The following is a 26,309-nucleotide window of genomic DNA, read 5'->3' as shown; positions in this document are numbered from 1 at the left end:
TAGCAAACGCTTACAGCAAATGGTACATAAAATATGAGACGTCACAAAAAAGACCTTTTTGCTTATGCGCAAAAAGGTCCTTTCTATTTTAGCCAAATACTTTTAGCAATTCTTCTTTATCCTGTGAAAGCCAGAAACGCATTAAACGTTTAGCGCCTTCCAGATCATGAAGCTTCGCTTGGCCGCACTGCTTTTCATTCGCAGCTGGTATTTCTGTAATCTCTACCGCTTCCTTCATTGTGTCTTCAAGCAGATCAACGATTTCCGCTGATGTCGGCTCTCCGCTCACAACTAGATAATAGCCTGTCTGGCAGCCCATTGGAGAAATATCAATGATATCAAAATGATCGTATTTCTCAGCGTGAGAACGAATCGTAAACGCGAGCAAATGCTCGAGTGTGTGAATGGTGTCAGGCTTCATCGCCTGTTTATTTGGCTGGCAAAAACGAATGTCAAATTTATTTACAACGCCGTCTGTTCCCACTTTATGCACGCCGCAATGTCTTACATATGGAGCAACAACCGCATTATGATCAAGCTCAAAACTTTCTACTGAAGGCATAATGGCACTCTCCCCTTTTTTAAAAATGTAATTTCATTATAACATACTTTTCCGATAAGAATTATTGATTAACTTTTCAATCTGTGTTTTTTTTCTTATACTTGCATCAGAAAGGTTGCTGAAGAAACATGAAAACCCTATTCATCGCTCTGATCAGAGGATATCAAAAATTCATCTCGCCCCTGACACCGCCAACGTGCCGCTTTTATCCGACCTGTTCCCAATATGGAATCGAAGCGATTAAAACACATGGCGCTTTAAAAGGCGGATGGCTGACAATCAAACGGATTTTGAAATGCCACCCGTTCCATCCGGGAGGAGTCGATCCCGTTCCTGAAAAGAAACAAAAACATTAATTGTTATAACCGTTTACGATAAGATCCAGTTTTCCGGTTTTAGGATCAATGACTAAGCCATGGACCGGAACGTTTTCAGGGAACAGCGGGTGATGTTTAATAACGTCTACGCTGTCTTTCACACTCGCTTCCACTGAATCAAAGCTTTTAAACCATTGATCAAAGTCTACACCGGAGTACTTTATTGTTTCGATGCGTTCTTCCGGAATCCCTCTTGCTTTGATTTTTTCAAGCATGCTTTTGCTGCTGATTTTGCTCATGCCGCAATCGTGATGCCCGATCACACACACCTCATCTGCATTCAGCTCGTACACTGCGACGAGTAAACTTCTCATGATGCTTCCGAATGGGTGTGTCACAAGCGCACCGGCACTTTTAATGATTTTCACATCACCATTTCGCAAATTCATCGCATGCGGCAGCAGTTCAACCAGACGAGTGTCCATGCAAGAAAGAATCGCCATTTTTTTATCTGGAAATTTTGATGTTTGATACTTTTCATACTCTCTTTGTTCAGTAAATGTCTTGTTAAATTCAAGAATATCATTTAGAAGACTCATGTTCGTTGTCCCTTTCTATTCTTTTTACTCTTCAATATATCACAACCCTTGTTTATTCGTCATAATAAAAAAAGACAAACCCTCTGGTCTGCCTTATTTCCCCATGTTATAGCGTTTTTTGAACTGCTCAACTCGTCCGCCTTTTTCATTGAATTTCTGGCGGCCAGTATAAAACGGATGCGTGTCAGAGCTTACTTCTACTTTAATGACAGGATATGTGTTTCCGTCTTCCCACTCTGCTGTTTCATTAGATGTTTTCGTAGAGGTGCTGAGAAAACGGTAGCCGCTGTTGACATCCTGAAATATCACTTTGTGGTTCTTCGGATGAATTCCTTCTTTCATGTGAATCTCCTTTCAATAAATCGTAATAATTACGTTTTATTTTATAACCTTACAAACGTTTTGTCAATCTTCTTATATCCTTCCCTCTGTTTTCACATCGTAAACCTCATGGCATTTAAGAATAGGAAGAATAATCTAACCGAGGAAGCAAATAATAAACCCAAAATACATACAGAACGTCTTTTTAGAAAGGTGGTTTACGATTGTGGATGATTTAGTTTTGGCCAGAAGCCTCTTTGGCACGACAATGGGCTTTCATATCATTTTCGCAACGCTTGGAGTCGGTCTCCCGCTCATGATTTTAGTGGCGGAATTGATCTATCAAAAAACGAAAGATGACCATTATGCGATCATGGCGAAAAGATGGACGAAAGCACAAGCCGTTTTGCTGGGGGTCGCCATACCGACCGGAACGATCGCGGGCACTCAGCTCGCGCTTTTATGGCCGGGATTTATGGAAGTCATCGGCCGGGTGATGTCCCTGCCATTTCAAATTGAAATCTATGCTTTTTTTGTTGAAGCCCTATTCATGTCGATTTATGTATACGCTGCAGACCGTTTGTCACCTGCAATGAGGATTGTTGCTGTTTTCTTTGTGTTAGTCGGGGCAGCAGCATCAGCTGTTCTGATTACGAATGTTCACGCTTTTGAAGGTACGCCCGCCGGTTTTAAAATTTTAAACGGAAAAATTACAGATGTTGACCCGTGGGCTGCGTTTTTTAATCCTAGCTTTTTTATCACTGCCGGCCATGTCGTGCTGTCCGCGTTTATGACCGGTGCGTTTATCGTGGCTTCTGTTGCGGCGTATAAAATGATCCGGACGAGGAAAAAGGAAAAGGTCTATCGCTTTCACCGGAAAGCCCTTTTGCTCGCACTGACGATCGGCGGTATTTTTTCGTTGCTGACCGCTTTGAACGGACACGAATCTGCACAAATGCTGTACGAATACCAGCCCGAAAAATTAGCCGGTGCGGAAGGCCTGTTTGAAACAAGATCCCACGCCCCGCTCGCTATCGGCGGTTTTACCGACCCGAATGAAGAAAAAGTAAAATGGGCAATCGAGATTCCATGGGCTTTAAGCTTTTTGGCAGCGAACCGTTTTGACACTGTTGTAAAGGGATTAAATGCATTTCCGAGAGATGAATGGCCGCCGCTTTTCATTCACACGCTGTTCAACGCAATGGTCGGAGTAGGCATGCTGCTTATTCTTTATTCCATTATCGGAGTGATCTGGAGAAAGGTGCTCAAGAAAGACCGTTTCCCAACGTGGCTTTTGGTCATTTTCATGACAGCAGGCCCTTTTAGTCTCATCGGCATTGAATTAGGCTGGATTTTCGCATGTACGGGGAGGCAGCCTTGGGTCATCTATCATCTGCTGAAAACGTCAGATGTCGTAACAACGACTGGCTCGATCGGGGTGCTGTTCTTATTTTTCACATTTGTTTATGCCGTGTTAGGCGCAGCTGTCGTCTACGTGCTGCTGTATTATTTCCGCAAGCACCCGGTTGACGAAGATTTAAATACAGCGGAGTCGTAATGGCTCCGCAAACAGGAAACCAAATGGAAGGAAGATCGTACAAATGGAGATTTCAACTGACGCTCTGATCGCCATCTCAATTATCTGGGGCTTTGTGTTTATTTACGCCGTCATGGCGACAATGGATTTTGGAGCGGGATTTTGGTCTATGATCTATTTAAACAAGGAGCATATGAAGGCCACCGATATTGCGAATCGCTTTTTGTCCCCGACTTGGGAGGTCACAAACGTCTTTATTGTGGCCATCGTCGTGGCGCTTTTCAGTTTTTTCCCCGGCGCGACATTTGTGCTCGGAACCGTTTTATTAATTCCCGGAAGCATGATTTTGCTGCTTTTAGCGATTCGAAGCGGATTTCTCGTTTTTTCAAATACAGCAAAGGAGCGGAAAACGCTAAGATATATTTCCGGCATCTCCGGTTTTATCATTCCTGCTATTTTAATTTTGGTGCTTCCTGTGACACACGGAGGGTTTATAGAAAAAACGGATGGAATCTATAACTTAAATATGTCTAAAATCTTTTCAAGCCCCAACGCCTATTCATTTATCGGGTTTGCGATTTTAAGCACCTTATTTTTGTCCTCGCTGCTGCTTGCAGATGTTTCAAATGTGGCAGAGGAACAGGATGCGTACCGAGCCTACAGAAAAAGCGCCCTGATTACCGGCCCGATTTCACTGTTGTTTGCTGTATGCATCATGGTGACAATGCGGAATGAAGCAAACTGGCTGTACAGCGGAATGCTGAATGATTTTACTTGGATTATTGCATCGTTTATTACATTTGTCATTGCTGGAATCGCCCTTTTTCTGCCTAATAAGAGCTTTGGGCAAAACATTGGAAAACCGCGGCTTGCACTTGTCGCGATTGGGATACAGTATTTTCTCGCAAGCTACGCGTACGGGCGGGCGCATCTTCCGTATATGATTTATCCCGATGTGACAGTCATGTCAGGCTTCACAGAGCCAGCAACGTTCAGAGCGCTGTTTGCAACGTATATCGTTGCATTTATCATTCTATTTCCGGGCTTTTATTTCTTCTGGAAAATGTTTATGCGAGATAAACGCTATATCCGCCAGGAGGAATAGAGGGCAAACCAGCCGGCTATACTAATCCAGAACCTTTATAAGGAGGGGATGGCATGGAGCAGAAAATTCTATGTGAGGTCAACAACTGTTCTTATTGGGGCAAAGGTAACAAATGCACCGCTGATGCCATTTATGTTGTCAGCCATACTGGTGAAACGGCTGAAAACAGCCGGGAAACAGACTGCAAAACGTTTAAGCCGCATGATTTGTAATTAAAAGAAAGAGCTGCATCAGCCAGCTCTTTCTTTTTGCATGTTGAGTGTTCTCAGCTTTTTAGTTATGACCCCGTTTGCAGGTGAAAACAAAAAGGCGCTTGCATAACATACACCTGTCATGGCCGCCATCGCTCCTGAAATCGAAACATTAAGCCACGTTGCGAAGAAATAGCCCATGACCGCCGACAGCCCGCCAATCAACGCGCTGAGAATCAGCATATAAAGAAGCCGGTCTGTCAGCAAATGTGCCGCAGCCGGCGGAACAATCAGCATGGCCACAACCAATACAGCACCCACCGAATCAAAGGAAGCAACAGTCGTCAGGGACAGCATGCCCATTTGCACGTAATGAATGAGCAAAACTGGTATTCCCAAGGCTAAAGCCATTTGAGGATCAAACGAAGCGATTTTAAACTCCTTATAGCACACACTGATCAACACTACGTTTAAAACCAGAACAGATGTCAGCATCCAAAACGCTTTCGGCCCAATATCAACCCCGAATACCGTCACCGTATTCCACGGCACAAAAGCGATTTCTCCCATTAACGAGTGCTCAATATCGAGATGGACATTCGCTCCATACACAGAAAGCAAAATAACCCCGATTGCAAATAAAGATGTAAACACAACTCCTATGGCAGCATCTGATTGAACCCCCTTGCTATGAAGAAGCTGAACCAAGAAAGCCGTTAACAGACCGGTTGCGGCTGCGCCAATAAACATAGAAATCCCATCGAGACTTCCCGTCACTAGAAAAGCGCCGACAATGCCAAGCAACACTGTATGACTGATTGCGTCGGCCAGCATCGCCATGCTTCTCAGCACAAGAAATGTGCCGATCAATCCGCAGCTTACACCGACTAATACACCGGTAGCTATAATCCATGCTTCAAAACTCATTTGCGATCTGTCCCTTCTCGGCATCATGAGACGCTTTTCGACGCTCAGGCATCCGTCCATACAGTTTTAAGAGTGAATAAAGCCGCTCTCTCGTTTCTCTCGGTAAACGGTCCGGATCAAAGCAGTCCTGATCGGATTCTATATTGGCAAGTTCCATTTCATGCATGAGATACACTTCATACATCCGCTGCTTCAAAGCTGTGTGATAGCCTTTTTCTATCCCTTTGCTTGTGATTTGCCAAATCCCATTTTCGATACGCTCAATGCACCTCTCTTGTTCCAAGTCATTTAATGCCTTAAGGCATAATGAAGGGGATAGGCGTCTTTTCTTTCTTACACTTTCAACAGTTACACAAAGATTATTCTTTTCATACTGTTCATAAATCTCCAAAAGCACTTGCTCCCTGCTTGTTCTGCGCCGCAGCCTCATCAGCCTTATGGCTTTAGCAGCCAATCCCCGCTTAGGCGCGCAAATCATTGAAAAAAGAAAGAGCAGCGTTGCAGATAAGATCATTAATGGCCCTGTCGCCATTCCCTTCATCGTGGTGCTAAGCAGGGTTCCGGCCACGCCGCTGACCCCGCCTGTAATCCCGGCAATGACGATCATCCCGGTTAATCGTTCGGTCCAATATCTCGCAGCTATGGCAGGTGTAATCAGCATAGCCGCCATTAATATCACACCAACAGTCTGAAGCCCAATGACGACAGCACAGACAATCAGACAAGCCAAAAGCCCGTTTAAAAAACGCACCGGGATTCCTAATCCCTTTGCAAACGCGAGATCAAAAGTAATCAATGTAAATTCCTTAAAGAAAACAATACATAGGAGCAGCAGAGCAGCGGATATTCCTGCAATAAGGATGATATCCTGCCTGACCAATGAAGCAGCCTGGCCGAATAAAAAAGAATCAAGCCCACTTTGGCTTCCCGCCCCCTGTTGCTGAATATATGTCAGCAGAATGATCCCGACGCCAAAAAACACAGAAAGAACAATCCCGATCGCCGAGTCCTCCTTTGTTTTTGAAAGCCGCGGAATCAGCTGTATACAAAACGTTCCGAGCAGCCCGGCGAGCGCCGCACCCAGCAAAAAGAAAGGCAGTGATTTTTGCCCAGTGAACAGAAAAGCGAGACACACTCCCGGCAGAGCTGAATGGGCCATCGCATCGCCGATTAAACTTTGCTTTCTCAGCAGCACAAAGCTGCCCAAAACACCGCTTGCCATCCCGAGCAAAAGCGTACCGGCCAGCACCCACTGTGTATTCGGATGCTGAAGCTGCAGCCACAAACTTTCAAACATTGCGCTCACTCCTTATGTCCTTCTGCCAGCACTTTATCTTTTAAAAACGTAAGCCTTCCTCCATATGTTTTTTGCAGGTTTTCGATCGTAAAAACGTTTTCCGCCGGTCCGAAAGCGATTTTCCTTAAATGAAGCAGTAAGATCCAATCGAAATAATCCTCGGCGGTCTGCAGATCATGATGGACGACAAGCACGGTTTTTCCTTTTTCTTTGAGTTCTGCCAACAGCGTCATAATCGCGCGCTCCGTCGCTGCATCGACACCTGCAAACGGTTCATCCATAAAATAAATGTCAGCGTTCTGGCAGAGTGCCCGGGCAAGAAACACCCGCTGCTGCTGGCCGCCTGACAGCTGGCTGATCTGCCTCTTCGCATAATCAAGCATCCCGACTTTTGCTAATGCGGCCTTCGCCATCTCCACATCCGCTTTCTTTGGCCTCTTTAATAAACCGATTCTCCCGTATCTTCCCATTAGGACGACATCGAGCGCGCTTGTGGGGAAATCCCAGTCAACCGAGCCGCGCTGCGGAACATATCCGATTCTGGTCCGCTGATCCTTATAGTCTTTGCCGTAAATAGAGATGTCTCCGGAAGCTCGGGGCACAAGACCGAGAATCGTTTTGATCAAGGTTGATTTTCCCGCGCCGTTTGGGCCGATAATGCCAATAAGTTTTCCTTCAGGCACCTGCAGCGAAATGTCCTGCAGTACAGGCTTTTTATGATAAGCAACCGTCACATTATCAAGCTCAACAGGGAACATATCCTCCACCTCTTTTCTTTATTTAAGCGCTTTAGTAATCGTGTTGATATTGTGGCGGAACATTCCTTCGTATGTGCCTTCTTTTGTGCCCTTTTCACCCATGGCATCCGAATAAAGCTGACCGCCGATTGTGACTGTATGGCCTTTTTCTTTAGCGCCTTCCACCACTGCATTGATTGATTTTTCAGATACACTGCTTTCTACGAACACAGCTTTTATTTGTTTTTCTGTCAGAAGATCAACCAGCTCCTGAACATCCCTTAATCCATAGTCCGAATCTGTGCTGAGTCCCTGCAGGCCTTTTACCTTAAATCCATACTCATTCCCAAAGTACGCAAACGCATCATGAGCAGTCACAAGCACACGGCTTTTCTCCGGAATATGTGCGATCTCTTTACGCGACCACTTATCTAAATATTGCAAATCTTCTTTGTACTCTTTGGCATTTTTCCGAAAGGCATCTGCGTGCTGAGGCATTGCTTTGCTGAATTGCGCTTCAATTTCATCCACCGCATAGATCCATAACGGAATGCTGAACCAGACGTGGGGATCAAACGTCTTGCCTTCCCCCGCGGGAATAAGCTTATTTTTCGGAATGGCCTCAGCTACTGCCGTCGCTTGTTTTTGTTCGCCGATTTTTTGGAGGACATCCTCTATTTTCCCTTCCAAATGCAACCCGCTGTACAGAACAACATCGGCAGACATTAATTTTTTCGTGTCACCTTGGGAAGCTTTGTAGAGGTGCGGATCAACCCCCGGTCCCATTAAAGAGGTGACTTTTACATGCTTACCTCCGATGTTTTCTGCTGCATCGGCAATTTGAGATGTTGTCGCTGTCACTTGTAATTGCTGATCAGCGCTTTTTCCGGCTGAATCCGTTCCGCATCCCGTTAAAGCAAAGGTCGCAAAAAGCACTGCTGCCATCAGCCCTCGTCTCATATTTCTCCTCCTCTTTGCCATAAATGTCCGATTGTTTTATCTTATGTTGTCAGTTCTTAGACATGTGACATTAAATTAGCCAAAAGCATGTTTTATTTACACAGGACAAAAAGTTTCCTTTGTGCAAAATTATCGCGTTTGACCATTTTTGTCAAGCTAATTTACATAAAAAAACCGGCTGGGTCAGCAGCCGGTCCAAACGAGAAGGGATGTATTCAACGAACACTTTTACTGTAACAGCACAGTGTCATTTATTCAAAATAGCAAAATGCTTTTTTCTTACCCATGCTGTGTGAAAACATCCATTTTGGTCACATATTTTCGCATAATGTCTTGGTTTACCTCAACCCCTAAACCAGGCTGTTTTGACACAGAAATAAATCCATTATCAATACGAATATCAGGAGTTACAATATCTTCATCCCAATAGCGTGAGGATGAAGATATATCGCCAGGTATTGTGAATTGAGGCAGTGAAGCAAGCGCCACGTTCTGCGCTCTTGATATGCCTGTTTCCAGCATTCCGCCGCACCAAACCTCCATATGATGCTCTTTGCATAAATCATGAATTTTTAAGGCTTCTGTTAAGCCGCCGACACGAGAAGGTTTTATATTAATAATTTTGCAGCTTCCTAGCTCAATCGCCCGTCTCGCATCATCAACTGAACAAATGCTCTCATCAAGGCAAATGGCCGTTTTCAAATGTTTCTGCAGGTGGCGGTGGTCAACGATATCGTCGGATTGAAGGGGCTGCTCAATCATCATTAAATGGTAGTCATCAAGCTCCTTTAAACGGCTGATATCCTTCAATTCGTACGAGGAATTGGCATCGGCCATAAGCGGGATGGTTGGGAATCGGCTGCGGATGGCCTTGACCAATTCCACATCCTGCCCAGGCTGAATTTTAATTTTTATTCTTTGATAGCCTTCTTTTTGATAGCTCTCAATTTCCTTCAGCATATCGTCAAGAGGCGCCAGGCCGACTACCACCCCGGCAGGGACTTTATCTCTTGTTCCGCCCAATGCCTCAGCAAGGGATACGCCCTTCTTTTTGGCATAGATATCCCAGACAGCCGATTCAAGTCCCGCTTTTGCCATCCGGTTTCCTTTATAACGCGCCAGGCTGTCCGGCACTTCTGAAGGGTGATTGAATTCACGGCCGACCACATTTGGGATAAAAAAATCTTTTAGCATATGCAAGCATGTTCCAATGGTTTCCTCGGTGTACCAAGGCGAAGAGAAAGCGGAAACTTCTCCCCAGCCTGTGACACCTGTTGTATCAATGGCTTCCACGATCAGAAATTTACGCTCTTGAAGCGTTTCGATACTGTTTTTAAACGGTTTCTTTAAGTTCATGCTCAAATGGTAAAGCGTGATTTTTTCTATTTCGATCATAGCAGTTCTCCTTTACGCGCATCCTTCAGCTGATTTCGCAAGAGCTTATTAGACGCATTGCGCGGCAGGCGGTCAAGCACAAAGAATTTTGCCGGAATTTTATACTTCGCCAAGCGTTCTTTGCAGTAGTCAGTCAATTCTTCTGCGCTCACAGGCTTGTGAAGGACAAGATAGGCGTGAGGCACTTTCCCCCATTTTTTGTCCTCAGCCCCTGAAACCCCGGCTTCGGCCACAGCGGGGTGTGAAAGCAGCACTGACTCCACTTCGGCCGGATAAATGTTTTCTCCGCCGGATATGATCAGATCTGAACGTCTGTCTAATACATATAAAAAGCCTTCGCTGTCCAAATAACCAAGATCACCTGTTTTCAGCCAGCCATTTTGAAAGGAAGCTTCGTTTGCGCTCTCCCGGTTAAAATAGCTTTTCATGACATTCGGGCCTTTGACCATGATTTCACCGTGTTCAAACGGTTCACATGCCTGTCCGTCCCGCTCTATTTTGATTTCACACGAAAACAGCGGTTTCCCCGCAGATCCGAGCTTTTCCATACTGAATTCCGGCGACAGGGTAACAATTTGCGAGCATGTTTCTGTCATTCCATATGACTGAAAGACAGGGAATCCTTTCTCACGGCATTCCTCAAGCAATGGCAGCGGTGCAGGGCCGCCGCCGAGAAGAATGCATCTGATGGATTCAGGGCAGCGGCTTGTTTCTTCCAAAAGACTGGCCAGCATAGTCTGCACCGCAGATATCATTGTCACTTCATGCCTGTTGATAGAATCCAGCACATCACTTACGGAAAAACGCTGGTGAAGCACGACAGTTATTCCATAGATGACAGATTTAAATAATGCGGACAAGCCGCTGATATGAAAGAGCGGCAATGCGATAAGCCAGCGGTCTTGTTCTGTTATACCCAAATTAAGCGCGGACGACACCGCACTGAAATAGTGGTTTCCGAACGTTTGCTGAACTCCCTTGGGCTTTCCTGTCGTACCCGACGTATACATCAGCGTTGCCGTTGCATCCATTTGCATATAAGCTTGGATCTCAATTTCCTGTGCTGCTTCTTTCATCAATTCATCCACATCAATCGTTTGAACGATGTGTTCATACTCTTTCTTGTTAAAGCTTGAATCTGTCAGTAAAAAGCCGGATCCGGAATCCTCCAGCTGAAACAGCCTTTCATGTGTTGACAGCTTCGTATTCAAAAGCACCGCCTTAACACCAAGCAAAAAACAAGCGTGAACGGCGTATACCATTTCCGCACGGTTTTGGAGCAAAATAGCCGCAGTATCCCCTTTCCGAACCGAATGAGCGGCAAGCTGTGCCGCCATTCGTTTAGACGCGGCAAATAATTCTGCAAATGTCACGGTTTGGTCTCTATAAATGAGAGCGATTCTCTCAGGTGTCAGCTGTGCCCGCTGCATGAGCCAGTTGGGCTGTTCTGTCAGCATGTCATCATCTCCGAGGTAAAATGTCTGTATTGAAAAGAAAACAGCTTGGACCGCAAAGTCTCAAGCTGTTGGTTTACTAAGTATTGCTGATCACGGGAAACGAGGGAACTGTCCGAAATCAGGTTTGCGTTTTTCCTTAAAGGAATCACGGCCTTCTTTTGCTTCATCTGTTGTGTAGTAAAGAAGGGTAGCATCCCCTGCAAACTGCTGAATTCCAGCAAGTCCGTCTGTGTCCGCGTTAAACGCAGCTTTAAGAAAGCGCAGTGCGGTCGGGCTTTTTTCAAGCATTTCTTCACACCATTTAATCGTTTCTTCTTCAAGCTGTTCCAAAGGAACGACTGTGTTGACAAGACCCATGTCCAGTGCTTCCTGTGCGTTGTACTGACGGCATAGGTACCAGATTTCACGTGCTTTTTTATGTCCTACAATTCGAGCCAGGTAGCCAGAACCGTAACCTGCATCGAAGCTTCCCACTTTAGGGCCTGTTTGTCCGAAAATTGCGTTGTCCGCAGCAATTGTCAAGTCACATACGATGTGAAGCACATGGCCTCCGCCGATCGCATATCCGGACACCATCGCAACAACCGGTTTCGGGATGACGCGGATTAAACGCTGAAGATCCAATACGTTAAGACGCGGGATCTGGTCGTCTCCTACATATCCACCGTGGCCGCGCACTTTTTGGTCTCCGCCAGAACAAAATGCCTTGTCCCCTGCACCGGCAAGCACGATAACCCCAACGTTTTGGTCGTCTCTTGCGTCAGCAAACGCATCAATCATTTCAGCAACCGTTTTAGGGGTAAACGCATTATGTACCTCAGGTCGGTTGATTGTTATTTTTGCAATGCCATTATACGTTTCATACAATATCTCATCGTATGTCCGTTTTGTTTTCCATTCAGCCATATGATGACCTCCTTTTATTCTCTATGTGAATGAGTCAGATGCTTGTCAAAAACTCACTCACTATTTTACCAAACAATCGCGGCTGTTCCACATGGACCGTATGTCCTGCTTTTGGAACAATCTCTATTCTACTAGAAGGAAGCATCTTATGCACCTCTTGATTGACGGCGCAAAATTTTTCGTCCCACTCCCCGCAGATAAGAAGCACAGGAACATCTATTTCCTCTACACGGCTCCACAAGGAAGGCTGTGAACCGGTGCCCATGCCGGTTAAACTGTTCGCAAGCCCAATCTTATTGTTCCGCAGACGGCCCGATCGTATCCTGTGCCGAATATCTTCAGCCAGCCTCTGCTGAGATGAAAACAAAGGGATATTCTCCCAATACGCAACAAACGCTTTGAGCCCGTCTCGTAAAATAAAATCAGCAAGCTTCCGGTCCCGCATGATTCGTTCCCGCCGTTCCCCAAGTGTTTTGAGCCCCGGCGTCGTGCTTTCAAGCACAAGTGCCGATACCCGCTCGGGATATGTCATCGCAAAAGAGTAAGCAAGCCTTCCTCCCATAGAATACCCAATCAATTTCACTTTGTGAAGTTTTAATTGATCAAAAATCTCGGCAAGGTCAGAAACTTGCCGGCTTGTGCTGTATCTTTTCCCATTCAGCGGGGCATCGGTTTCCCCATGCCCTAAACAATCAATTTTGATCAAACGGGAATCAGGCAGCATTTCATCAAGAAAAGTCCATGATTGTTTGCTGCCGGTAAACCCGTGCAGACAGACGACGGCTTCGGAAGCATTCGGCCCCTCGTCTGCCACTGCATATCGGACACCATCTGATACCGTTATGTTTACAGTTCCCATTGTTTTTTCACTTCCCGCACAGCCTCATTCAGCATATCGCGATGAAGCTGGACTCTTGATTGGCGATCCGTTTTGATTTCAATCAAATGGAGTCCGGGCTTGTCTGCCTGCGGCGCGTAAAATGTTTTGAATTCATCCCAAGAAGCCGGGCATGAATACGTTCCGCCGTAAAGTGCAGCCGCATGCTTGAAATCGAGCCCAGTCGGTGTGCCGAACAAATCTTCAAAGTGTGTCTTCTCAGAAGCCTGCGGCAAAAAGGAGAAAATCCCGCCTCCGTCATTATTGACAAGAATCACAGTAAGAGGAATACCCAGCTTTTTGGCCGCCAGCAGGCCGTTTAAATCGTGATAAAAAGATAAATCTCCAATCACAAGGGTAACAGGCGCTTTTGTTCCTTCACATACCCCCATGGCAGAGGAGACGACACCGTCTATCCCGTTTGCTCCCCGGTTTGAATAAATCCGGAAAGGGCGGTCCTGCTTTTCAAAAAACGTATCAACATCCCTGATCGGCATGCTGTTTCCCACAAACAGCGAGCTGTTTTCAGGCACAAGATGCTGAAGGATTCGATAGAGATTGCCTTCAAACGAAACATCTTCACTGCTGATTGTTTGCAGATGCTCGCGGAACCGCCCATTGACAAACTGCCACTTTTCCAGCCACTCTGAGGATCTGGCAGCAGCAGTAAGGCCTGCCATGATCTCCTCAGCAAAAACAGACGCATTACAATGAATCATATGCGCGCTTGCCTGTGTCGGGTCTCTCCACCCTCCATCCTCGTCAATCACGATTTGCTGAATCGCCGGATCATCCCTAAGCCATAAGAAAACCGGTTTTGAAACAGGCATCGGTCCAAACCGAATGACAACATCAGGACGGAGTTTCCGCTTCAGCTCATCATCTTTTAAAAACGAATCATACGCATCAATAACAGTGCTTTTATCATGAACACCATTCCGCAGATTAGACAGCGGATCCGCTAAAATTGGATACTGAAGCGCTTTTGAAAGCGCAATAATGTTTTCCTTGTCCGCATCACTATGGAGCTCTCCGCAGACGATCATTCCTTTTTCAGCCTCTGCGAGCATCTCAGCCACATCAGACAGGGACTCGCGGTCAACAGACTGCGTACCCGTTTTCACAGACACATGACGGCCTGTTCTCATTCTTCCAAACGGCTCATCTGAAAGATCCGGCATCAGCGGTTCGCGCAGCGGCACATTCACATGGACAGGCCCCATTGGGCGCTTTTGTGCTTCTCCGGCAGCGCGGCTTGCCAGCGTTCGGATGTATCTCAGCATTTGCGGAGACTCTTCAGGAAGAGCAGAGTCTGTGAAAAACTTAACAAAGTTACCGAATAAGAAGTGCTGATTAATAGCCTGCGGTGCGCCTACTTCGCGCAGCTCATGAGGCCGATCAGCAGTTAACACAATAATAGGCACCCTTGAATAATGGGCTTCAACCACAGCCGGATAAAAGTTGGCCGCGGCTGTTCCAGATGTACAGATCAATAGTACGGGACGCTGCTTCGCTTTTGCCAAACCTAAGGCAAAAAATCCGGCAGATCTTTCATCAATTTGGACATGGACGCTGATATCGGGATGCGCAGCACAAAGAACAGCCAGCGGTGTAGATCTTGAGCCCGGACAAACGACGGCGTCCGTAATTCCGGAAAGGGCGAATTCATCAATAAAACTTCCGATGTAATGAGTAATCGGGTTGACTGTCAACGCCTCTCACCTCCTAATGCAGAGATCATCGGCTTCAATTTAATCTGTGTTTCTTCATATTCCGAGATTGGTTCCGAGTCTTCCACAATACCGCACCCGGCAAACAGCCTTGCTGTGCTTCCTTCGATGAGCCCTGAACGAATGGCTACCGCGAATTCCCCGTTATCCTGGCTGTCAATCCAGCCGATAGGGGCCGCATACCAGCCGCGGGACATCGGTTCAATCTCTCTGATCACGTCAACAGCTTTTTCCTGAGGTGCTCCCCCAAGCGCCGGAGTGGGGTGCAGCTTCTCAATTAAGTCAAAAATCGATGCAGACTCGCGCAGCTGTCCGACAATCGGCGTAAACAGGTGCTGAACGCTTTTTGTTTTGTACAAAACAGGTCCATCAGGCTTTTCAACCTCTGAACAGCTTGATACAAAAGCATTATGAATCATACCTACCACAATATCATGCTCAAGCAGGTTTTTCTCATCGTTTAATAATTCAAGGCCTATCCGGCGGTCGTCTTCTTCATTCACGCCTCGTTTAATGGAGCCTGCCAGACAGGAAGACATAACAGTGCCGCCGTCTCTTTTGATCAGTCTTTCCGGAGACGCGCCGACAAAAGTTTTGCCTTCTTGTTCAATTGCAAAAACATAGCTTGTATGCTGATCGTCCAGAAGCGTTTTAAGCACCGGTTCAATTTGGATTGGACCGTCAAACGTGAGCAGTAGCTCTCGGGCAAGAACAACCTTATCATATTGTTTCTCTTTAATTTGGCTTGTGGCCGTTTCGATTGCTTTCAGCCAATTATCCTTATCCAGCTCTTCGGCTGCTGCAATCACAGCCTGATCTTCTTGCTTGAAATCGGGAACCATAAATTCCGCCGCAAAAGCTTTTAAGCCTTCTAAAACAGCTTCTGCGTCTTCTCCTCCGCTTACCCATCTGTTAACTGTTAAGAACGGACCTTCAGCAGTCATCGTCAGCATAAGCGCCGGCACAAAGAAATCCCCTTCCGAGAAATGGTCCCATTGTGAACCTCTTTCTTCGCAAGGGTCAAAAGAAAATCCTCCGAATAACACAGGTCCCACTGCAGAATGCTGCAGCTTTTCTTCTTCATAAATATGAAAAGCCGTCTTTTTAAAGCGCTCCCATTGTTCAAAAACCTCACGATACCGCTCGCTGTTTTTTTGATTTGTCTGGAAAACCGCTTCTTTGCCAAGACCGACTATTGTCAATTCACTTTCAGGATCTGACCAAAAAAATCGATTGCCTGTATATTTTTTTGCTCCGTAATTGAAAAATGATAGAGGGTCAAGAGACTCGATTTGTCTCGAATAGCTTATTAAGACAGCATGGTTGACTTCTTTGGCTTTATGTAATGCATGTAGAACTTCCTTTCGGAACGTACGCTGCACCGTTGTCACCATGAGACATTCCTCCATAATCCTTAAAATGCTTTTAATACCATACACCTGTGTCTCCTTTGTGTCAAACACAGATCATGCAGTCCAAATGGCCTGCCTTACCTATTATAAACCTAATTTCAGAAATGAAAAAGAAACAAAGCTTAAATTTCTTTCTCCACTGATAGCAAAGGTTGTATCCGCTTACCATAAAAGGAAAACCTCCTATATTCCTCCACCCGCCATTTATGAAAGTTCTCAGGCGATCTGTTCATACTAAAGGTATGCATCACAGAGAAACGAGGCGATCACATTGCTTACGAAAGAACAGCTTCAGCATTTAAAAAATGAACTGGAACAAACGAAAAAAGATATCTTAAACCGTTTCAAAGACAATGATCATTTTCAGCTCAACTCAGCATTTCCTTATGATTCGTGGGGTGAGCTTTCAGCATACGACAACCATCCCGGCGATCAGGCGACAGAACTTTACGAGCGTGAGAAAGACATCGCTCTAGACTTGCATGAGCGAGAGCACCTTCGGGACATTGAGCATTCATTGAAGGCAATAGAAAACGGTACGTATGGCATTTGTGAAGTCAGCGGAAAGGAAATCCCTTTCGAACGACTTGAAGCGCTTCCGACTGCCACAACCCTCGCGGAGTATTCTTCACAGGACGTGGTTTCCAAAGACCGTCCGATTGAAGAAGAAACACCATTCGGGCAATTTGAATTTGATGATGATGAAGAAATCAGAGCGCCATATGACAGTGAGGATTCCTATCAGGATGTCGAAAAATATGGGAACTCACAAACGCCGCAGGATATGGAAAACCCTCCGCTCAGCTATGATGATATGACGATGAATGCCGAAGAGAATATCGGCAATACGGAGTCTTACGAAAATTTCATCGCTACAGATATCACTGGAAAAGAAATTACCGTTTATCAAAGCAGAGCCCATGAGCGCTATGAAGAAGAACTTGACGAAGAGGGAATCATGACCACATTCGGCGATCTCCACGCTGATTGAACCCCCGATTATTGGGGGTTCTTTTCCGTTTTCAGCATATCGTAAATCAGCTTCAGATAATCCTTTTGCAGGCCGATGTCATACCGCTCGCCCTCTAGCAATTTCCCGTATACGGTACATGCCCCGAGCGAAGCTTTTATCGCATCCGTTACCTGTACTTCTCCTCCGCTATCAGCTTCTAATGCCTCCAGCTCATTAAAAATATCCGGTGTGAAAATATAACGCCCTGCTGCGGCAAAATGAGACGGAGGGTTTTGTTTAGGCTTTTCCACAATATCCTGTATGCGATAAAGCCCTTTTTCAACAGGCTCCCCTTTTATCACCCCGTAATGATGTAAATCCTCCGTTTTTGTTTCTTTTAAGCCGATCACACTGGACTGATATTTCGTATACACTTCAATCAGCTGCCCCAAAGCCGGCTGATTGGCGGAAAAAATCAGATCATCAGGCAAAACGACGGCAAAAGGCTCTCCGCCTGCAAATTGCTTTCCGAAAGAAATGGCGTCGCCAAGACCCTTTGCATAAGGCTGCCGCACATAGTGAATCCGTATATCCGGAATGGGATGTTCACTAAGCAAATGCAGTTTATTCTTAGAGGCCAAAAAAGCCTCAAGTGCCAAAGAGGAATCAAAATAGTCGACAATCAGATTTTTATGGCTCGATACAACCATCAAAATGTCCTCAATGCCTGACTCCTTTAATTCTTCAACAAGATAATGAATCACAGGCTTAGATCCTACCGGAAACATTTCTTTCGGAATCACCTTCGTCACCGGCAGATTTCTCGTGCCGAATCCGCCTGCAGGAATGATCGCTTTTTTTATCATGTTATTTTCCCCTCAGCTCATGTTTATTACATGATATTCCAAGAGCGCATCCCGATGTTTGTACATCTGAAATTAGGCGGAAGCAACTGGGCAGAAAGCGGAATCACGAACCAGCCCTTTTTTAATAGGATATTGATATATGACCAGTAATCTTGTAAAGGAGCTCAGGTGATGAAAATTTGTGTGGTTGGCGCCGGGTATGTCGGTTTAACCCTATCAGCGGCACTGGCATCCATCGGACATGACATGATATGCACAGACAAAGACGTCAAAAAAATCGGGCAGCTGAAAAAAGGAGTCATTCCCTTTTACGAGCCTGGGCTTTCAGATGCAATACTTCGTTGCGGCAATCTCTCGTTTTCTTCTGAAGTGAAATCGAGCATGGAGGAATGTCCCGTTATTTTTATCGCAGTCGGAACCCCGCCGCGTTCGGACGGATCAGCTGATACGAAAGCCCTGCAGTCCGTCATCGGTGATTTAAGAGAGGCAATCCGATCGTATAAAACCATCATTACGAAAAGCACTGTTCCGCCCGGGACAAATGAAAACATAGCAAAACAGCTGATTGCCTCCGGAGTGTCTAAAAACCTCTTTAATATCGTATCCAATCCGGAGTTTCTGCGGGAAGGCAATGCCTTATATGACATGCTGCATCCTGACAAAACAGTCATCGGTGTTCAGGAAGAAGATCACGTATCGGCAGCCATCGTCAAATCCATTTACAAACACATTGATACCCCTTTTATCGTTACAAGCTTAGCGGGAGCAGAGCTGATCAAATATGCCAACAATTTCTTTTTAGCGGCCAAAATTTCGTTTATTAACGAAATGGCCCGCATATGTGAAGCCTATCAATCAGATATCTCAGATATTTCCCGCGCTATCGGTCTAGACCCAAGGATCGGGAAGCACTTTTTGCAGGCAGGCATCGGATACGGAGGCTCTTGTTTTCCAAAGGATCTGCAGGCGCTGCAATTTGCTGCCCAGGAAAAAAACACGGAGACCTTCCTGCTCCGGGCCGTGCAGCACATTAATGACACCCAGCTTGGCCTGTATATCAAAAAAATACAGTCATTCTTCGAAACACTTCAAGGCAAGAAAGCGGCTGTACTCGGCATTTCCTTCAAACCGAATACCGATGACATCAGGAATTCTCAGGCTGTCAGACTGATGGAAAGGCTGGCGGAGCTGGGATGTGATGTTCATGCATATGATCCTGAAGCTGTACTTCCAGAACATTTGCGGCAGCATGTAACTCAGCATTCTCAAGCTTTTGATGCGATCGAAGAAAGCGACTTTTTATTTTTGGCGACAGAATGGCCCGAGTTTTTAGCGTTTGATTGGAAAAAGGCTGCAGGCATCATGAAAGGGCGTCTTGTGATTGACGGACGCAACGTACTAAAAAAAGAACTGATCGAGGCTTGCGGCCTGATCTGTACGGGAGTTGGCCGTCCATGAAAATACTCGTCACAGGAGCAGCGGGCTTTATCGGCTCCCACCTCTGCGAAGAATTACTAAAAGATAAGAAACATAACGTTATCGGAATCGATGACTTTATCGGTCCTACTCCATTTTCCTTGAAATTAAAAAACCTTAAAAACCTGCTGCCGGAAAAGCGATTTACGTTCATAAAGGAAAATCTGCTGACAGCGGATCTTGCTCCCTTACTGGAAGGAGTGGACGTCATCTTTCATTTGGCGGCCATACCGGGTGTCCGCTCAAGCTGGGGCAGTCATTTTCACCCATATGCCGCACATAATATCCAAGCGCTCCAAAGGCTCCTCGAGGAGTGCCGGGAACATTCTATTCAAACGTTCGTCTTTGCATCCACCTCTTCCGTCTATGGCGAAAAACAAGGAAAAGTTAGCGAAAACACATCGCTTTCTCCTTTATCTCCGTACGGGGTAACAAAGCTTACGGGAGAAAAGCTTTGCCATGTGTATCAACAAAGCTTTGACATTCCAATTGTGATTCTCCGTTTTTTTACCGTATACGGGCCAAGACAGCGGCCGGATATGGCTTTTCACCGGCTCATTAAGCAGCACCTTCAGCAAAAGCCGCTTACCATCTTCGGTGATGGGCAGCAGTCAAGAGATTTCACTTATATCAGCGACTGTGTCAAAGGCATCACCGCTGTTCTTGAGAAACCCCACCTTATTGGTGAAACAGTAAATATCGGCGGTGCTGAGCGTGCCTCAGTCTTAAAGGTTGTCTCCCTCATTGAGGATATTTCCGGTAGAAAAGCAACACTGCACTTTTCGGACAAAATAGCAGGGGAACCGCGCAACACGTGGGCGGATATTTCAAAAGCAAAGCAGCTCTTGCATTATGATCCCGCCACATCCTTAAAGGATGGCTTGACCAACGAAATCGCCTATTTATCGTCGCTGTATCAGGGGGAATAAAAATGAAGCTTGCCTTTATCTGTACAGAAAAGCTGCCGGCGCCCGCAGTACGCGGCGGCGCTATTCAAATGATGATTGACGGTGTCACGCCCTATTTCAGCAGCAGGTACGACCTGACCATTTTTTCAATTGAAGATCCATCGCTTCCAAAAAGAGAAACAAAAGACGGCGTACATTATATCCATCTGCCAAAAGAACATTACCGCGAGGCGGTAGCCGAAGAGCTGCGAGCCTCTTCCTTTGACCTCATTCATGTGTTCAACAGGCCTTTAAATGTCTCTTTATATAAAAAAGCCTCACCAAACAGCAAGATCGTTCTGAGCCTGCATAACGAAATGTTTTCTGAAAAAAAGATGACCTTCGCGCAAGGAAAAGAAGTACTCGACAATGTCTCCATGATCACAACTGTGAGCGAATTTATTAAACAAACCGTCATTGAACGTTTCCCTGAAGCAGAGGACATCACAAAAGTTGTGTATTCCGGCGTTGATTTAAACTCTTATCCGCCTGTCTGGACGATGAAAGGCTCGGCTGTCAGAAAAACATACCGGAAAAAATACGGTATTGAAGATAAAAAAGTTATTTTATTCGCCGGCCGCTTAAGCCCGACAAAAGGACCTCACCTTCTCATTCACAGCATGAGACGGATTTTGCAGCAGCACCCTGATGCTGTACTGGTCATAGCAGGCGGGAAGTGGTTCAGCGATGACAGCGAAAACCAATATGTAACCTATCTGCGCACGCTGGCGCTGCCATACAGAGACCACATAATCTTTACAAAATTCATTCCCGCTGACGACATCCCAAACCTTTTTCTGATGGCAGATGTATTTGTGTGCAGCTCTCAGTGGAACGAACCCCTCGCCCGTGTGAATTATGAAGCAATGGCGGCCGGCACGCCCTTAATTACCACAAACCGGGGCGGAAACGGAGAAGTCGTAAAAGACGAAGTCACCGGCCTTGTCATCGACAGATACAACAAACCTTCTTCATTTGCAAAAGCAATTGACAGAGCCTTTACAGATCAAGAATTAATGAGCAAAATGACAAAAAACGCCCGACAGCATGTAGAAGCTTTATTTACCTTTACCCATGCGGCCAAAAGGCTCAATACTGTTTACCAATCCGTTCTCACTCCGAAAAACAAACAATTTCCGCCGCCTTTTCTGACGCAAAATTTTGATTTATCATCTATCAATCAGCTTTTTGTGAAAGCAAAAACATAAAACCTACAGCTCGTGTTGCAAAACGGGCTGTTTTTTTGCTGCAGAGAACATGAAAAAAGGCATAAATATGACTTTATGCCTTGCGCTTTACGGTTTGAGAAAACCATGGAGCTGGTTTAGATTCACTTGGAAGAATGATGATTTCCACTCTAGCTTCCTCCGCTAAGTCTGGTTCTTCATCTTCCTCCTCTTCTTCTACATATGGGGGCGCTGAGCGTTTCGAATCACGTTCCTCCTCAGGCTCTAGAATGGTTTCGAATTTCGTTTCTTCTTCATCATCGACGATTTTGTGATCTGTTTCCTTTTCCTTCGTTTCTTCTTGATATTCTTTCGGTGCATTGATGTGAGGGAGCTCTCGAATGCTGCCCACATCTAAATGCTTCTCCTCTTCTTCCTTCTCAGCTGAGGTTGAGTCATGAGCCTGCCATCCCATCGGTCCAGGCGGTGTAAATACGAATTGGTCGAGATCCAGTTTAGAAATAGAGGCTTTTTGTCTCGATGACCACATGTCAATTCGCCTCCCGATACGCTTTTATCTTTTTATACAGTTCCGGCAGTTTATCCAAAAACGAATCTTTAGATTCTTCAACAGAAATCATGTTTTGCAACGCCCAGTTATACTTCTCATCTGACCACGTTTTCTTTTGCTTCAAATAATATTTGTGCCCGATTGCACAGAACAAATGCGGAAACGCGAGATCAATCCAAAGTACCTCGTACTGTTTTTCTGTGAGTGGATACACTGCGTCGTAGGACGCAAGCAGTGCAACCATGAAATCAGTATCCCATACAGAAAGCTTAACCATCACTTTATTCAGCAGAATACGAAGGTCTCTTGACGGCAAATCGTAGGTAATCGAGTGAAGCTCCTTTAAAAAAGGCTCCCCTTCAATCTCTGTCAAACGTGCCAATGTAAAATCCTGAAAACAGAATCCGCCATGCTCGAGCGTTTCTTTTGTCCAGGTTTCGTATTCTGAGTCATCAAGCGCCTGAAGAGCTTCTTTTCCTCTTGCCAGCATTTTATCAGCATGTTTTAAGAAAGTTTGCGAAAATACGTCATCAGGATAGGATGCCGCGATCTGCATATTCCCTTCAAGTTCCTGCAGCTTCCATCGGTACAATTTGTGCCATTTTCCCAGCCTGCTTCTCTTCTTGCTTTCATCTGTGCAAACATATCCTTTTGAGGCATGATGAAAATGGCCGGCAAATGACATGACTTTTTTCATTTGCTCTGCATCATAGTAAATCATTTCTTTTCCTGTCACTTTGTCATATAAGCTGTAAGAAACCTGATCCGTGCCCAAGCAGCTCCCGCCATTTTTTGTTTGATGAATCGGTGCTATCGGCAGCCCTTTCTCTTGTAAATGGGCGTGTGCCTGAGTGATAAAAAGCATCCGCTCCGGTTTCATTTGCGCTTCTTTTAGCAGCTTTGGGCCATGATCAGTTTCGACTTCCCAGATTTTGCGTCCGCTTTTGTTCGATTTCAGCGCCACATTGTCAATATGAAAAGGATAATAGCTGAGAATTTCGGACACAATCTGTTCTTCATGCTCTTTTTGGTACACTCTGTTCACCCCTTCTATCTGTTCTTTTCATAGACGCTGAGCAGATTTTCAGCCACCCTCTGCCAGCCAAATTTGTTTTCTGCCTCGCGGCGGCTGTATTTCCCAAGCCGTTCCCGCTTTTCAGAGCTGCTCAGCAAATCATTGATGCGTTCGGCATATTGTTTAGGATTTTCAAAGTCATGAATGATGTAGCCGTTTTTCCCTTCCTCTATGACCTCTGGATTGCCTCCCCGATTGCTTGTAATGATAGGCAGTCCTGCAGCCATCGCTTCATAATGCACCCTTGCTAAAGGCTCCTGCCATTGCGAAGAGCATACAAATACATCTGACATGGTATAAAGGCGCGGAATGTCCTTTGGCTTCACAAATTGAATAAATGTGACATGATCCTTTTGCATCGCACCAAGGGTATGAAGATGTTTGACATAGTTATTTAATTCATTATCTCCGAACCATTTTGACCCGATAAACACCATCATGACATCGGGGTGCTCCTCAATGATGTCCGGCAAAGCCTGCAATAATATGTGCGGGCCTTTGACTTTGCTAAGCCGGCCGACAAACAAGACGATTTTTTTGCCGTGAAGCCCCAGCTCGCTTCGCATCTCTTCGCGAGCTCGCTGCCCTTCATTCGTCCAGCGAGGGTGGTACGTTTTTAAATCCACACCGGAATACACCGTTTTTGTTTTTGATCGTGCTGACGGAAAACGGCTTGTGATCGTCTGTCCGATATAATCGCTGACCGTAACAATCTGCGCTACGGAGTCGATGCAAATCTCGCCTTCCGCCTGGCTGATTTTATCGTAAGCGAACATTTCATTGTGAACGCTTAAAATAAAAACAGCATCCGGCGCCTGTTTCTTCAATTTCGGAACCCAGCTTGGGCGATTACAAACATGCACAAGATCAAAACGGCTCTTTTTCAGCTCTGCTCCAACGGCTTCTTCATAACGGTCTTCATCCAAATGCACATAATGGACACCGTCTACCTTCTCTCTATCAGCGAGATTCGGATCTTTAATAGAAAACACAGTCACCTCATGTTTTTTTGCAATTAAAGGGGCAACCGCTTCGAGGTAGATTTGAATGGCGCCTCCTCGAACCGATGGGACAGGAAGCTTCTCTGTGGCGATCAGTGCTATTTTCATACATAGCCTCCATTCCTGCATGATTTTTAACTAGTTAGAATCATGATACGGCTGAACAACCAACTTGTGCGGAATGGGACTGCCCTAAAAACAAAACGGGTAAACAACCAGATTCATCTATTAAATATAGTCAAATAACTCAATCATTTTTTCCTTTTGATTCATAAGGTAGGAGTAAAACAGGTAAGGATGTGTCCTTTAATGGCAGAAAACCATGAAGTCATTGAGGAGGGGAATTTATCAGAGCTTCCTTTATCAGCAGAAGATGCAAAAAAATTAACGGAGCTGGCTGAAAATGTGCTTCAAGGATGGGATGTGCAGGCTGAAAAAATAGACGTCATTCAGGGAAACCAGATGGCGCTTGTCTGGAAGGTCCACACAGACTCCGGCGCGGTTTGTCTAAAACGAATACACAGGCCAGAAAAGAAAGCGTTGTTTTCCATTTTCGCGCAGGACTATTTAGCAAAAAAAGGCATGAATGTTCCTGGCATACTCCCAAACAAAAAAGGTAGCCTATATTCTAAGCACGGCTCATTTCTATTTGTCGTATATGACTGGATCGAAGGAAGACCGTTTGAGCTGACTGTAAAGCAGGACTTGGAGTTTATCATGAAAGGCCTTGCTGATTTTCATACAGCTTCCGTCGGATATCAGCCGCCAAATGGTGTTCCCATATTTACCAAATTAGGTCGCTGGCCGAATCACTACACGAAACGATGCAAACAGATGGAAACGTGGAAGCTGATGGCGGAGGCGGAAAAAGAAGATCCTTTCTCACAGCTTTATCTTCAGGAGATAGATGGCTTTATTGAAGACGGGCTGCGCATCAAAGACCGGCTTTTGCAATCGACCTATGTTCCATGGACTGAACAGCTGAAAAAAAGCCCTAACCTTTGCCACCAGGATTACGGAACCGGGAATACACTCTTAGGAGAAAATGAACAGATTTGGGTCATCGACTTAGATACCGTATCATTTGATCTGCCTATTCGCGATTTGCGCAAAATGATTATTCCGCTTTTGGATACGACGGGTGTTTGGGATGACGAGACATTTCATGTCATGCTGAACGCATACGAATCCAGAGCCCCATTAACTGAAGAACAAAAACAAGTCATGTTTATAGATATGCTGTTTCCTTATGAGCTTTACGATGTCATTCGCGAAAAATACGTCCGCAAGTCTGCTTTACCGAAGGAAGAATTAGAATCAGCTTTTGAATATGAACGCATTAAATCAAACGCATTGCAGCAGCTGATTTAACCCCATCATTTCCCCCGCATATCGGGGGTTTGATCTTTATAAGATAAAGGGTAAATAAATACATGCGGAGGTTGCAAATATGAAAAAGATTGTCGGCGCTTTAGCCGTTTTTATGATTACATATGCGCTGTTTTCAGCCGCGGGCTACCTGTTTCCTGTGGACCAAGAATGGTACAATTCATTGAAAAAACCGGACTGGACGCCAAGCGGAACTGCGATCGGCATCATTTGGGCCATCCTGTTTGCCCTGATTTCCCTTTCAGCAGCCATTGTATATGCTGCGTTTTCATTTAAAGGTGCGAAAAGCTTTTGGTTTACACTTTTGATAAATTACGTGCTCAATCAAGCCTTCAGCTATTTTCAGTTTACGCAAAAAAATCTGCTGGCTGCATCGCTTGACTGCCTGCTTGTCGCCATCACAGCAATCGTATTACTGATCATTGCCAAAAAATACAGCAGAGCCGCAAGCTATCTTCTTTTGCCTTATTTTTTATGGAGTGCATTTGCGACGTTCTTATCCTTTACAATCAATTCAATGAATCTGTGAACAAAAA

General features: G+C 45.4%; 27 protein-coding genes. 10 read left to right on the top strand and 17 right to left on the bottom strand.

The features are described 5' to 3' along the window. Positions 1-88: 88 nt before the first annotated feature. Positions 89-562, bottom strand: a complete 474-nt coding sequence (locus NYE22_RS05800; RefSeq protein WP_003219361.1) for an S-ribosylhomocysteine lyase — start codon at positions 560-562, stop codon at positions 89-91. A gap of 128 nt (positions 563-690) precedes the next feature. Here NYE22_RS05800 and yidD point away from each other — a divergent pair, with 128 nt between their 5' ends. Next, positions 691-918, top strand: a complete 228-nt coding sequence (gene yidD, locus NYE22_RS05795; protein ID WP_003229076.1) for a membrane protein insertion efficiency factor YidD — start codon at positions 691-693, stop codon at positions 916-918. Here the strand turns inward: yidD and NYE22_RS05790 are convergent. Both NYE22_RS05790 and NYE22_RS05785 read right to left on the bottom strand, forming a co-directional pair. Continuing rightward, the gene (locus tag NYE22_RS05790; protein ID WP_014477744.1) at positions 915-1,478 is read right to left on the bottom strand and encodes a carbonic anhydrase; all 564 of its coding nucleotides are present in this window, start codon (positions 1,476-1,478) and stop codon (positions 915-917) included. The genes yidD and NYE22_RS05790 overlap by 4 nt on opposite strands. Before the next feature lie 93 nt (positions 1,479-1,571). Continuing rightward, entirely contained in the window at positions 1,572-1,820 is a 249-nt protein-coding gene (locus NYE22_RS05785; RefSeq protein WP_003219346.1) for a type B 50S ribosomal protein L31, read from the bottom strand. Positions 1,821-2,025: 205 nt separating this feature from the next. Between NYE22_RS05785 and NYE22_RS05780 the strand changes: the two genes are divergently transcribed. Genes NYE22_RS05780 through NYE22_RS05770 form a run of 3 tightly spaced genes read left to right on the top strand, consistent with a single transcriptional unit; the run spans position 2,026 to position 4,653 of the window. Continuing rightward, positions 2,026-3,357 carry a cytochrome ubiquinol oxidase subunit I gene (locus NYE22_RS05780; protein WP_342412380.1) on the top strand — a complete coding sequence of 444 codons (1,332 nt, stop codon included), beginning with the start codon at positions 2,026-2,028 and terminating at the stop codon, positions 3,355-3,357. 43 nt (positions 3,358-3,400) lie between these two features. Next, positions 3,401-4,441, top strand: a complete 1,041-nt coding sequence (locus NYE22_RS05775; protein ID WP_014477746.1) for a cytochrome d ubiquinol oxidase subunit II — start codon at positions 3,401-3,403, stop codon at positions 4,439-4,441. Between the two features lie 53 nt (positions 4,442-4,494). After that, positions 4,495-4,653, top strand: a complete 159-nt coding sequence (locus NYE22_RS05770; RefSeq protein WP_003229069.1) for a DUF1540 domain-containing protein — start codon at positions 4,495-4,497, stop codon at positions 4,651-4,653. A gap of 18 nt (positions 4,654-4,671) precedes the next feature. Here NYE22_RS05770 and mntD read toward each other — a convergent pair whose 3' ends face one another. The 10 genes from mntD to NYE22_RS05720 form a co-directional block, all read right to left on the bottom strand. Then, positions 4,672-5,559 carry a manganese ABC transporter permease MntD gene (mntD, locus tag NYE22_RS05765; RefSeq protein ID WP_041851129.1) on the bottom strand — a complete coding sequence of 296 codons (888 nt, stop codon included), beginning with the start codon at positions 5,557-5,559 and terminating at the stop codon, positions 4,672-4,674. Further along, positions 5,549-6,856 carry a manganese ABC transporter permease MntC gene (gene mntC / locus NYE22_RS05760; RefSeq protein WP_021480362.1) on the bottom strand — a complete coding sequence of 436 codons (1,308 nt, stop codon included), beginning with the start codon at positions 6,854-6,856 and terminating at the stop codon, positions 5,549-5,551. The genes mntD and mntC overlap by 11 nt, the downstream gene beginning before the upstream one ends. 5 nt (positions 6,857-6,861) lie before the next feature. Beyond that, on the bottom strand, positions 6,862-7,614 hold the full coding sequence (gene mntB, locus NYE22_RS05755) for a manganese ABC transporter ATP-binding protein MntB (protein ID WP_014480635.1): 753 nt from the start codon (positions 7,612-7,614) through the stop codon (positions 6,862-6,864). Positions 7,615-7,632: 18 nt separating this feature from the next. Beyond that, positions 7,633-8,553 (bottom strand): manganese ABC transporter substrate-binding protein/adhesin MntA, encoded by a 921-nt coding sequence (mntA, locus tag NYE22_RS05750; RefSeq protein ID WP_163116949.1) that lies wholly within the window; start codon positions 8,551-8,553, stop codon positions 7,633-7,635. A 279-nt stretch (positions 8,554-8,832) separates the two neighbouring features. Then, a complete protein-coding gene (gene menC / locus NYE22_RS05745) occupies positions 8,833-9,948 on the bottom strand; it encodes an o-succinylbenzoate synthase (RefSeq protein ID WP_342412379.1) in 1,116 nt (371 codons plus the stop codon). Then, a complete protein-coding gene (locus tag NYE22_RS05740; RefSeq protein WP_103803289.1) occupies positions 9,945-11,405 on the bottom strand; it encodes an o-succinylbenzoate--CoA ligase in 1,461 nt (486 codons plus the stop codon). The genes menC and NYE22_RS05740 overlap by 4 nt, the downstream gene beginning before the upstream one ends. 90 nt (positions 11,406-11,495) lie before the next feature. Further along, on the bottom strand, positions 11,496-12,311 hold the full coding sequence (gene menB / locus NYE22_RS05735; RefSeq protein ID WP_003229054.1) for a 1,4-dihydroxy-2-naphthoyl-CoA synthase: 816 nt from the start codon (positions 12,309-12,311) through the stop codon (positions 11,496-11,498). Between the two features lie 34 nt (positions 12,312-12,345). Beyond that, positions 12,346-13,170 (bottom strand): 2-succinyl-6-hydroxy-2,4-cyclohexadiene-1-carboxylate synthase, encoded by an 825-nt coding sequence (gene menH / locus NYE22_RS05730; protein ID WP_342412378.1) that lies wholly within the window; start codon positions 13,168-13,170, stop codon positions 12,346-12,348. Continuing rightward, positions 13,158-14,900 (bottom strand): 2-succinyl-5-enolpyruvyl-6-hydroxy-3-cyclohexene-1-carboxylic-acid synthase, encoded by a 1,743-nt coding sequence (gene menD / locus NYE22_RS05725; protein ID WP_342412377.1) that lies wholly within the window; start codon positions 14,898-14,900, stop codon positions 13,158-13,160. Before menD ends, menH begins: the two co-directional genes overlap by 13 nt. Beyond that, positions 14,897-16,312 (bottom strand): isochorismate synthase MenF, encoded by a 1,416-nt coding sequence (locus NYE22_RS05720; protein WP_085187212.1) that lies wholly within the window; start codon positions 16,310-16,312, stop codon positions 14,897-14,899. The genes menD and NYE22_RS05720 overlap by 4 nt, the downstream gene beginning before the upstream one ends. Before the next feature lie 289 nt (positions 16,313-16,601). Here NYE22_RS05720 and NYE22_RS05715 point away from each other — a divergent pair, with 289 nt between their 5' ends. Beyond that, positions 16,602-17,321 carry a yteA family sporulation protein gene (locus NYE22_RS05715; protein WP_003229046.1) on the top strand — a complete coding sequence of 240 codons (720 nt, stop codon included), beginning with the start codon at positions 16,602-16,604 and terminating at the stop codon, positions 17,319-17,321. Between the two features lie 8 nt (positions 17,322-17,329). On the opposite strand, the gene NYE22_RS05710 is transcribed toward NYE22_RS05715, so the two are convergent. Beyond that, positions 17,330-18,148: a UTP--glucose-1-phosphate uridylyltransferase gene (locus tag NYE22_RS05710; protein ID WP_049140990.1), complete on the bottom strand. Its 819-nt coding sequence runs from the start codon at positions 18,146-18,148 to the stop codon at positions 17,330-17,332. 171 nt (positions 18,149-18,319) lie between these two features. On the opposite strand from NYE22_RS05710, the gene NYE22_RS05705 reads away from it, so the two are divergent. The 3 genes from NYE22_RS05705 to NYE22_RS05695 are packed head-to-tail and all read left to right on the top strand — an operon-like array spanning position 18,320 to position 21,779. After that, positions 18,320-19,606 carry a UDP-glucose/GDP-mannose dehydrogenase family protein gene (locus tag NYE22_RS05705; protein WP_101502222.1) on the top strand — a complete coding sequence of 429 codons (1,287 nt, stop codon included), beginning with the start codon at positions 18,320-18,322 and terminating at the stop codon, positions 19,604-19,606. Next, positions 19,603-20,553 (top strand): NAD-dependent epimerase/dehydratase family protein, encoded by a 951-nt coding sequence (locus NYE22_RS05700; RefSeq protein WP_124047995.1) that lies wholly within the window; start codon positions 19,603-19,605, stop codon positions 20,551-20,553. Before NYE22_RS05705 ends, NYE22_RS05700 begins: the two co-directional genes overlap by 4 nt. A gap of 2 nt (positions 20,554-20,555) precedes the next feature. Further along, positions 20,556-21,779, top strand: a complete 1,224-nt coding sequence (locus tag NYE22_RS05695; RefSeq protein WP_015714581.1) for a glycosyltransferase family 4 protein — start codon at positions 20,556-20,558, stop codon at positions 21,777-21,779. 73 nt (positions 21,780-21,852) lie between these two features. Here the strand turns inward: NYE22_RS05695 and NYE22_RS05690 are convergent, their stop codons facing one another. From NYE22_RS05690 to cotSA, 3 genes are read right to left on the bottom strand one after another with little or no spacing between them, the layout of a single operon-like run. After that, the gene (locus tag NYE22_RS05690; protein ID WP_342412376.1) at positions 21,853-22,287 is read right to left on the bottom strand and encodes a hypothetical protein; all 435 of its coding nucleotides are present in this window, start codon (positions 22,285-22,287) and stop codon (positions 21,853-21,855) included. A 1-nt stretch (position 22,288) separates the two neighbouring features. Next, positions 22,289-23,344, bottom strand: a complete 1,056-nt coding sequence (cotS, locus tag NYE22_RS05685) for a spore coat putative kinase CotS (protein ID WP_015714583.1) — start codon at positions 23,342-23,344, stop codon at positions 22,289-22,291. Positions 23,345-23,358: 14 nt separating this feature from the next. Next, positions 23,359-24,492: a spore coat protein CotSA gene (gene cotSA, locus NYE22_RS05680; protein WP_038829928.1), complete on the bottom strand. Its 1,134-nt coding sequence runs from the start codon at positions 24,490-24,492 to the stop codon at positions 23,359-23,361. A gap of 189 nt (positions 24,493-24,681) precedes the next feature. Here cotSA and cotI point away from each other — a divergent pair, with 189 nt between their 5' ends. Then, positions 24,682-25,755: a spore coat kinase CotI gene (gene cotI, locus NYE22_RS05675; protein ID WP_342412375.1), complete on the top strand. Its 1,074-nt coding sequence runs from the start codon at positions 24,682-24,684 to the stop codon at positions 25,753-25,755. Between the two features lie 79 nt (positions 25,756-25,834). Beyond that, on the top strand, positions 25,835-26,302 hold the full coding sequence (locus NYE22_RS05670; RefSeq protein ID WP_342412374.1) for a TspO/MBR family protein: 468 nt from the start codon (positions 25,835-25,837) through the stop codon (positions 26,300-26,302). Positions 26,303-26,309: the final 7 nt, after the last annotated feature.

The sequence above is a fragment of the Bacillus sp. FSL K6-1560 genome, from assembly GCF_038592935.1.
Classification (GTDB): domain Bacteria; phylum Bacillota; class Bacilli; order Bacillales; family Bacillaceae; genus Bacillus; species Bacillus subtilis.
The sequence above is the reverse complement of the archived record's forward strand: the minus strand, read 5'-3'. Positions and strand labels throughout refer to the sequence as shown.

Bases quoted from the DNA above. Each gene is read 5' to 3' on its own strand.
- NYE22_RS05800 (WP_003219361.1), bottom strand. From the start codon at position 562: ATGCCTTCAGTAGAAAGTTTTGAGCTTGATCATAATGCGGTTGTTGCT.
- yidD (WP_003229076.1), top strand. From the start codon at position 691: ATGAAAACCCTATTCATCGCTCTGATCAGAGGATATCAAAAATTCATC.
- NYE22_RS05790 (WP_014477744.1), bottom strand. From the start codon at position 1,478: ATGAGTCTTCTAAATGATATTCTTGAATTTAACAAGACATTTACTGAA.
- NYE22_RS05785 (WP_003219346.1), bottom strand. From the start codon at position 1,820: ATGAAAGAAGGAATTCATCCGAAGAACCACAAAGTGATATTTCAGGAT.
- NYE22_RS05775 (WP_014477746.1), top strand. From the start codon at position 3,401: ATGGAGATTTCAACTGACGCTCTGATCGCCATCTCAATTATCTGGGGC.
- NYE22_RS05770 (WP_003229069.1), top strand. From the start codon at position 4,495: ATGGAGCAGAAAATTCTATGTGAGGTCAACAACTGTTCTTATTGGGGC.
- mntD (WP_041851129.1), bottom strand. From the start codon at position 5,559: ATGAGTTTTGAAGCATGGATTATAGCTACCGGTGTATTAGTCGGTGTA.
- mntC (WP_021480362.1), bottom strand. From the start codon at position 6,856: ATGTTTGAAAGTTTGTGGCTGCAGCTTCAGCATCCGAATACACAGTGG.
- mntB (WP_014480635.1), bottom strand. From the start codon at position 7,614: ATGTTCCCTGTTGAGCTTGATAATGTGACGGTTGCTTATCATAAAAAG.
- mntA (WP_163116949.1), bottom strand. From the start codon at position 8,553: ATGAGACGAGGGCTGATGGCAGCAGTGCTTTTTGCGACCTTTGCTTTA.
- menC (WP_342412379.1), bottom strand. From the start codon at position 9,948: ATGATCGAAATAGAAAAAATCACGCTTTACCATTTGAGCATGAACTTA.
- NYE22_RS05740 (WP_103803289.1), bottom strand. From the start codon at position 11,405: ATGCTGACAGAACAGCCCAACTGGCTCATGCAGCGGGCACAGCTGACA.
- menB (WP_003229054.1), bottom strand. From the start codon at position 12,311: ATGGCTGAATGGAAAACAAAACGGACATACGATGAGATATTGTATGAA.
- menH (WP_342412378.1), bottom strand. From the start codon at position 13,170: ATGGGAACTGTAAACATAACGGTATCAGATGGTGTCCGATATGCAGTG.
- NYE22_RS05720 (WP_085187212.1), bottom strand. From the start codon at position 16,312: ATGGTGACAACGGTGCAGCGTACGTTCCGAAAGGAAGTTCTACATGCA.
- NYE22_RS05710 (WP_049140990.1), bottom strand. From the start codon at position 18,148: ATGATAAAAAAAGCGATCATTCCTGCAGGCGGATTCGGCACGAGAAAT.
- NYE22_RS05705 (WP_101502222.1), top strand. From the start codon at position 18,320: ATGAAAATTTGTGTGGTTGGCGCCGGGTATGTCGGTTTAACCCTATCA.
- NYE22_RS05700 (WP_124047995.1), top strand. From the start codon at position 19,603: ATGAAAATACTCGTCACAGGAGCAGCGGGCTTTATCGGCTCCCACCTC.
- NYE22_RS05695 (WP_015714581.1), top strand. From the start codon at position 20,556: ATGAAGCTTGCCTTTATCTGTACAGAAAAGCTGCCGGCGCCCGCAGTA.
- NYE22_RS05690 (WP_342412376.1), bottom strand. From the start codon at position 22,287: ATGTGGTCATCGAGACAAAAAGCCTCTATTTCTAAACTGGATCTCGAC.
- cotSA (WP_038829928.1), bottom strand. From the start codon at position 24,492: ATGAAAATAGCACTGATCGCCACAGAGAAGCTTCCTGTCCCATCGGTT.
- cotI (WP_342412375.1), top strand. From the start codon at position 24,682: ATGTGTCCTTTAATGGCAGAAAACCATGAAGTCATTGAGGAGGGGAAT.
- NYE22_RS05670 (WP_342412374.1), top strand. From the start codon at position 25,835: ATGAAAAAGATTGTCGGCGCTTTAGCCGTTTTTATGATTACATATGCG.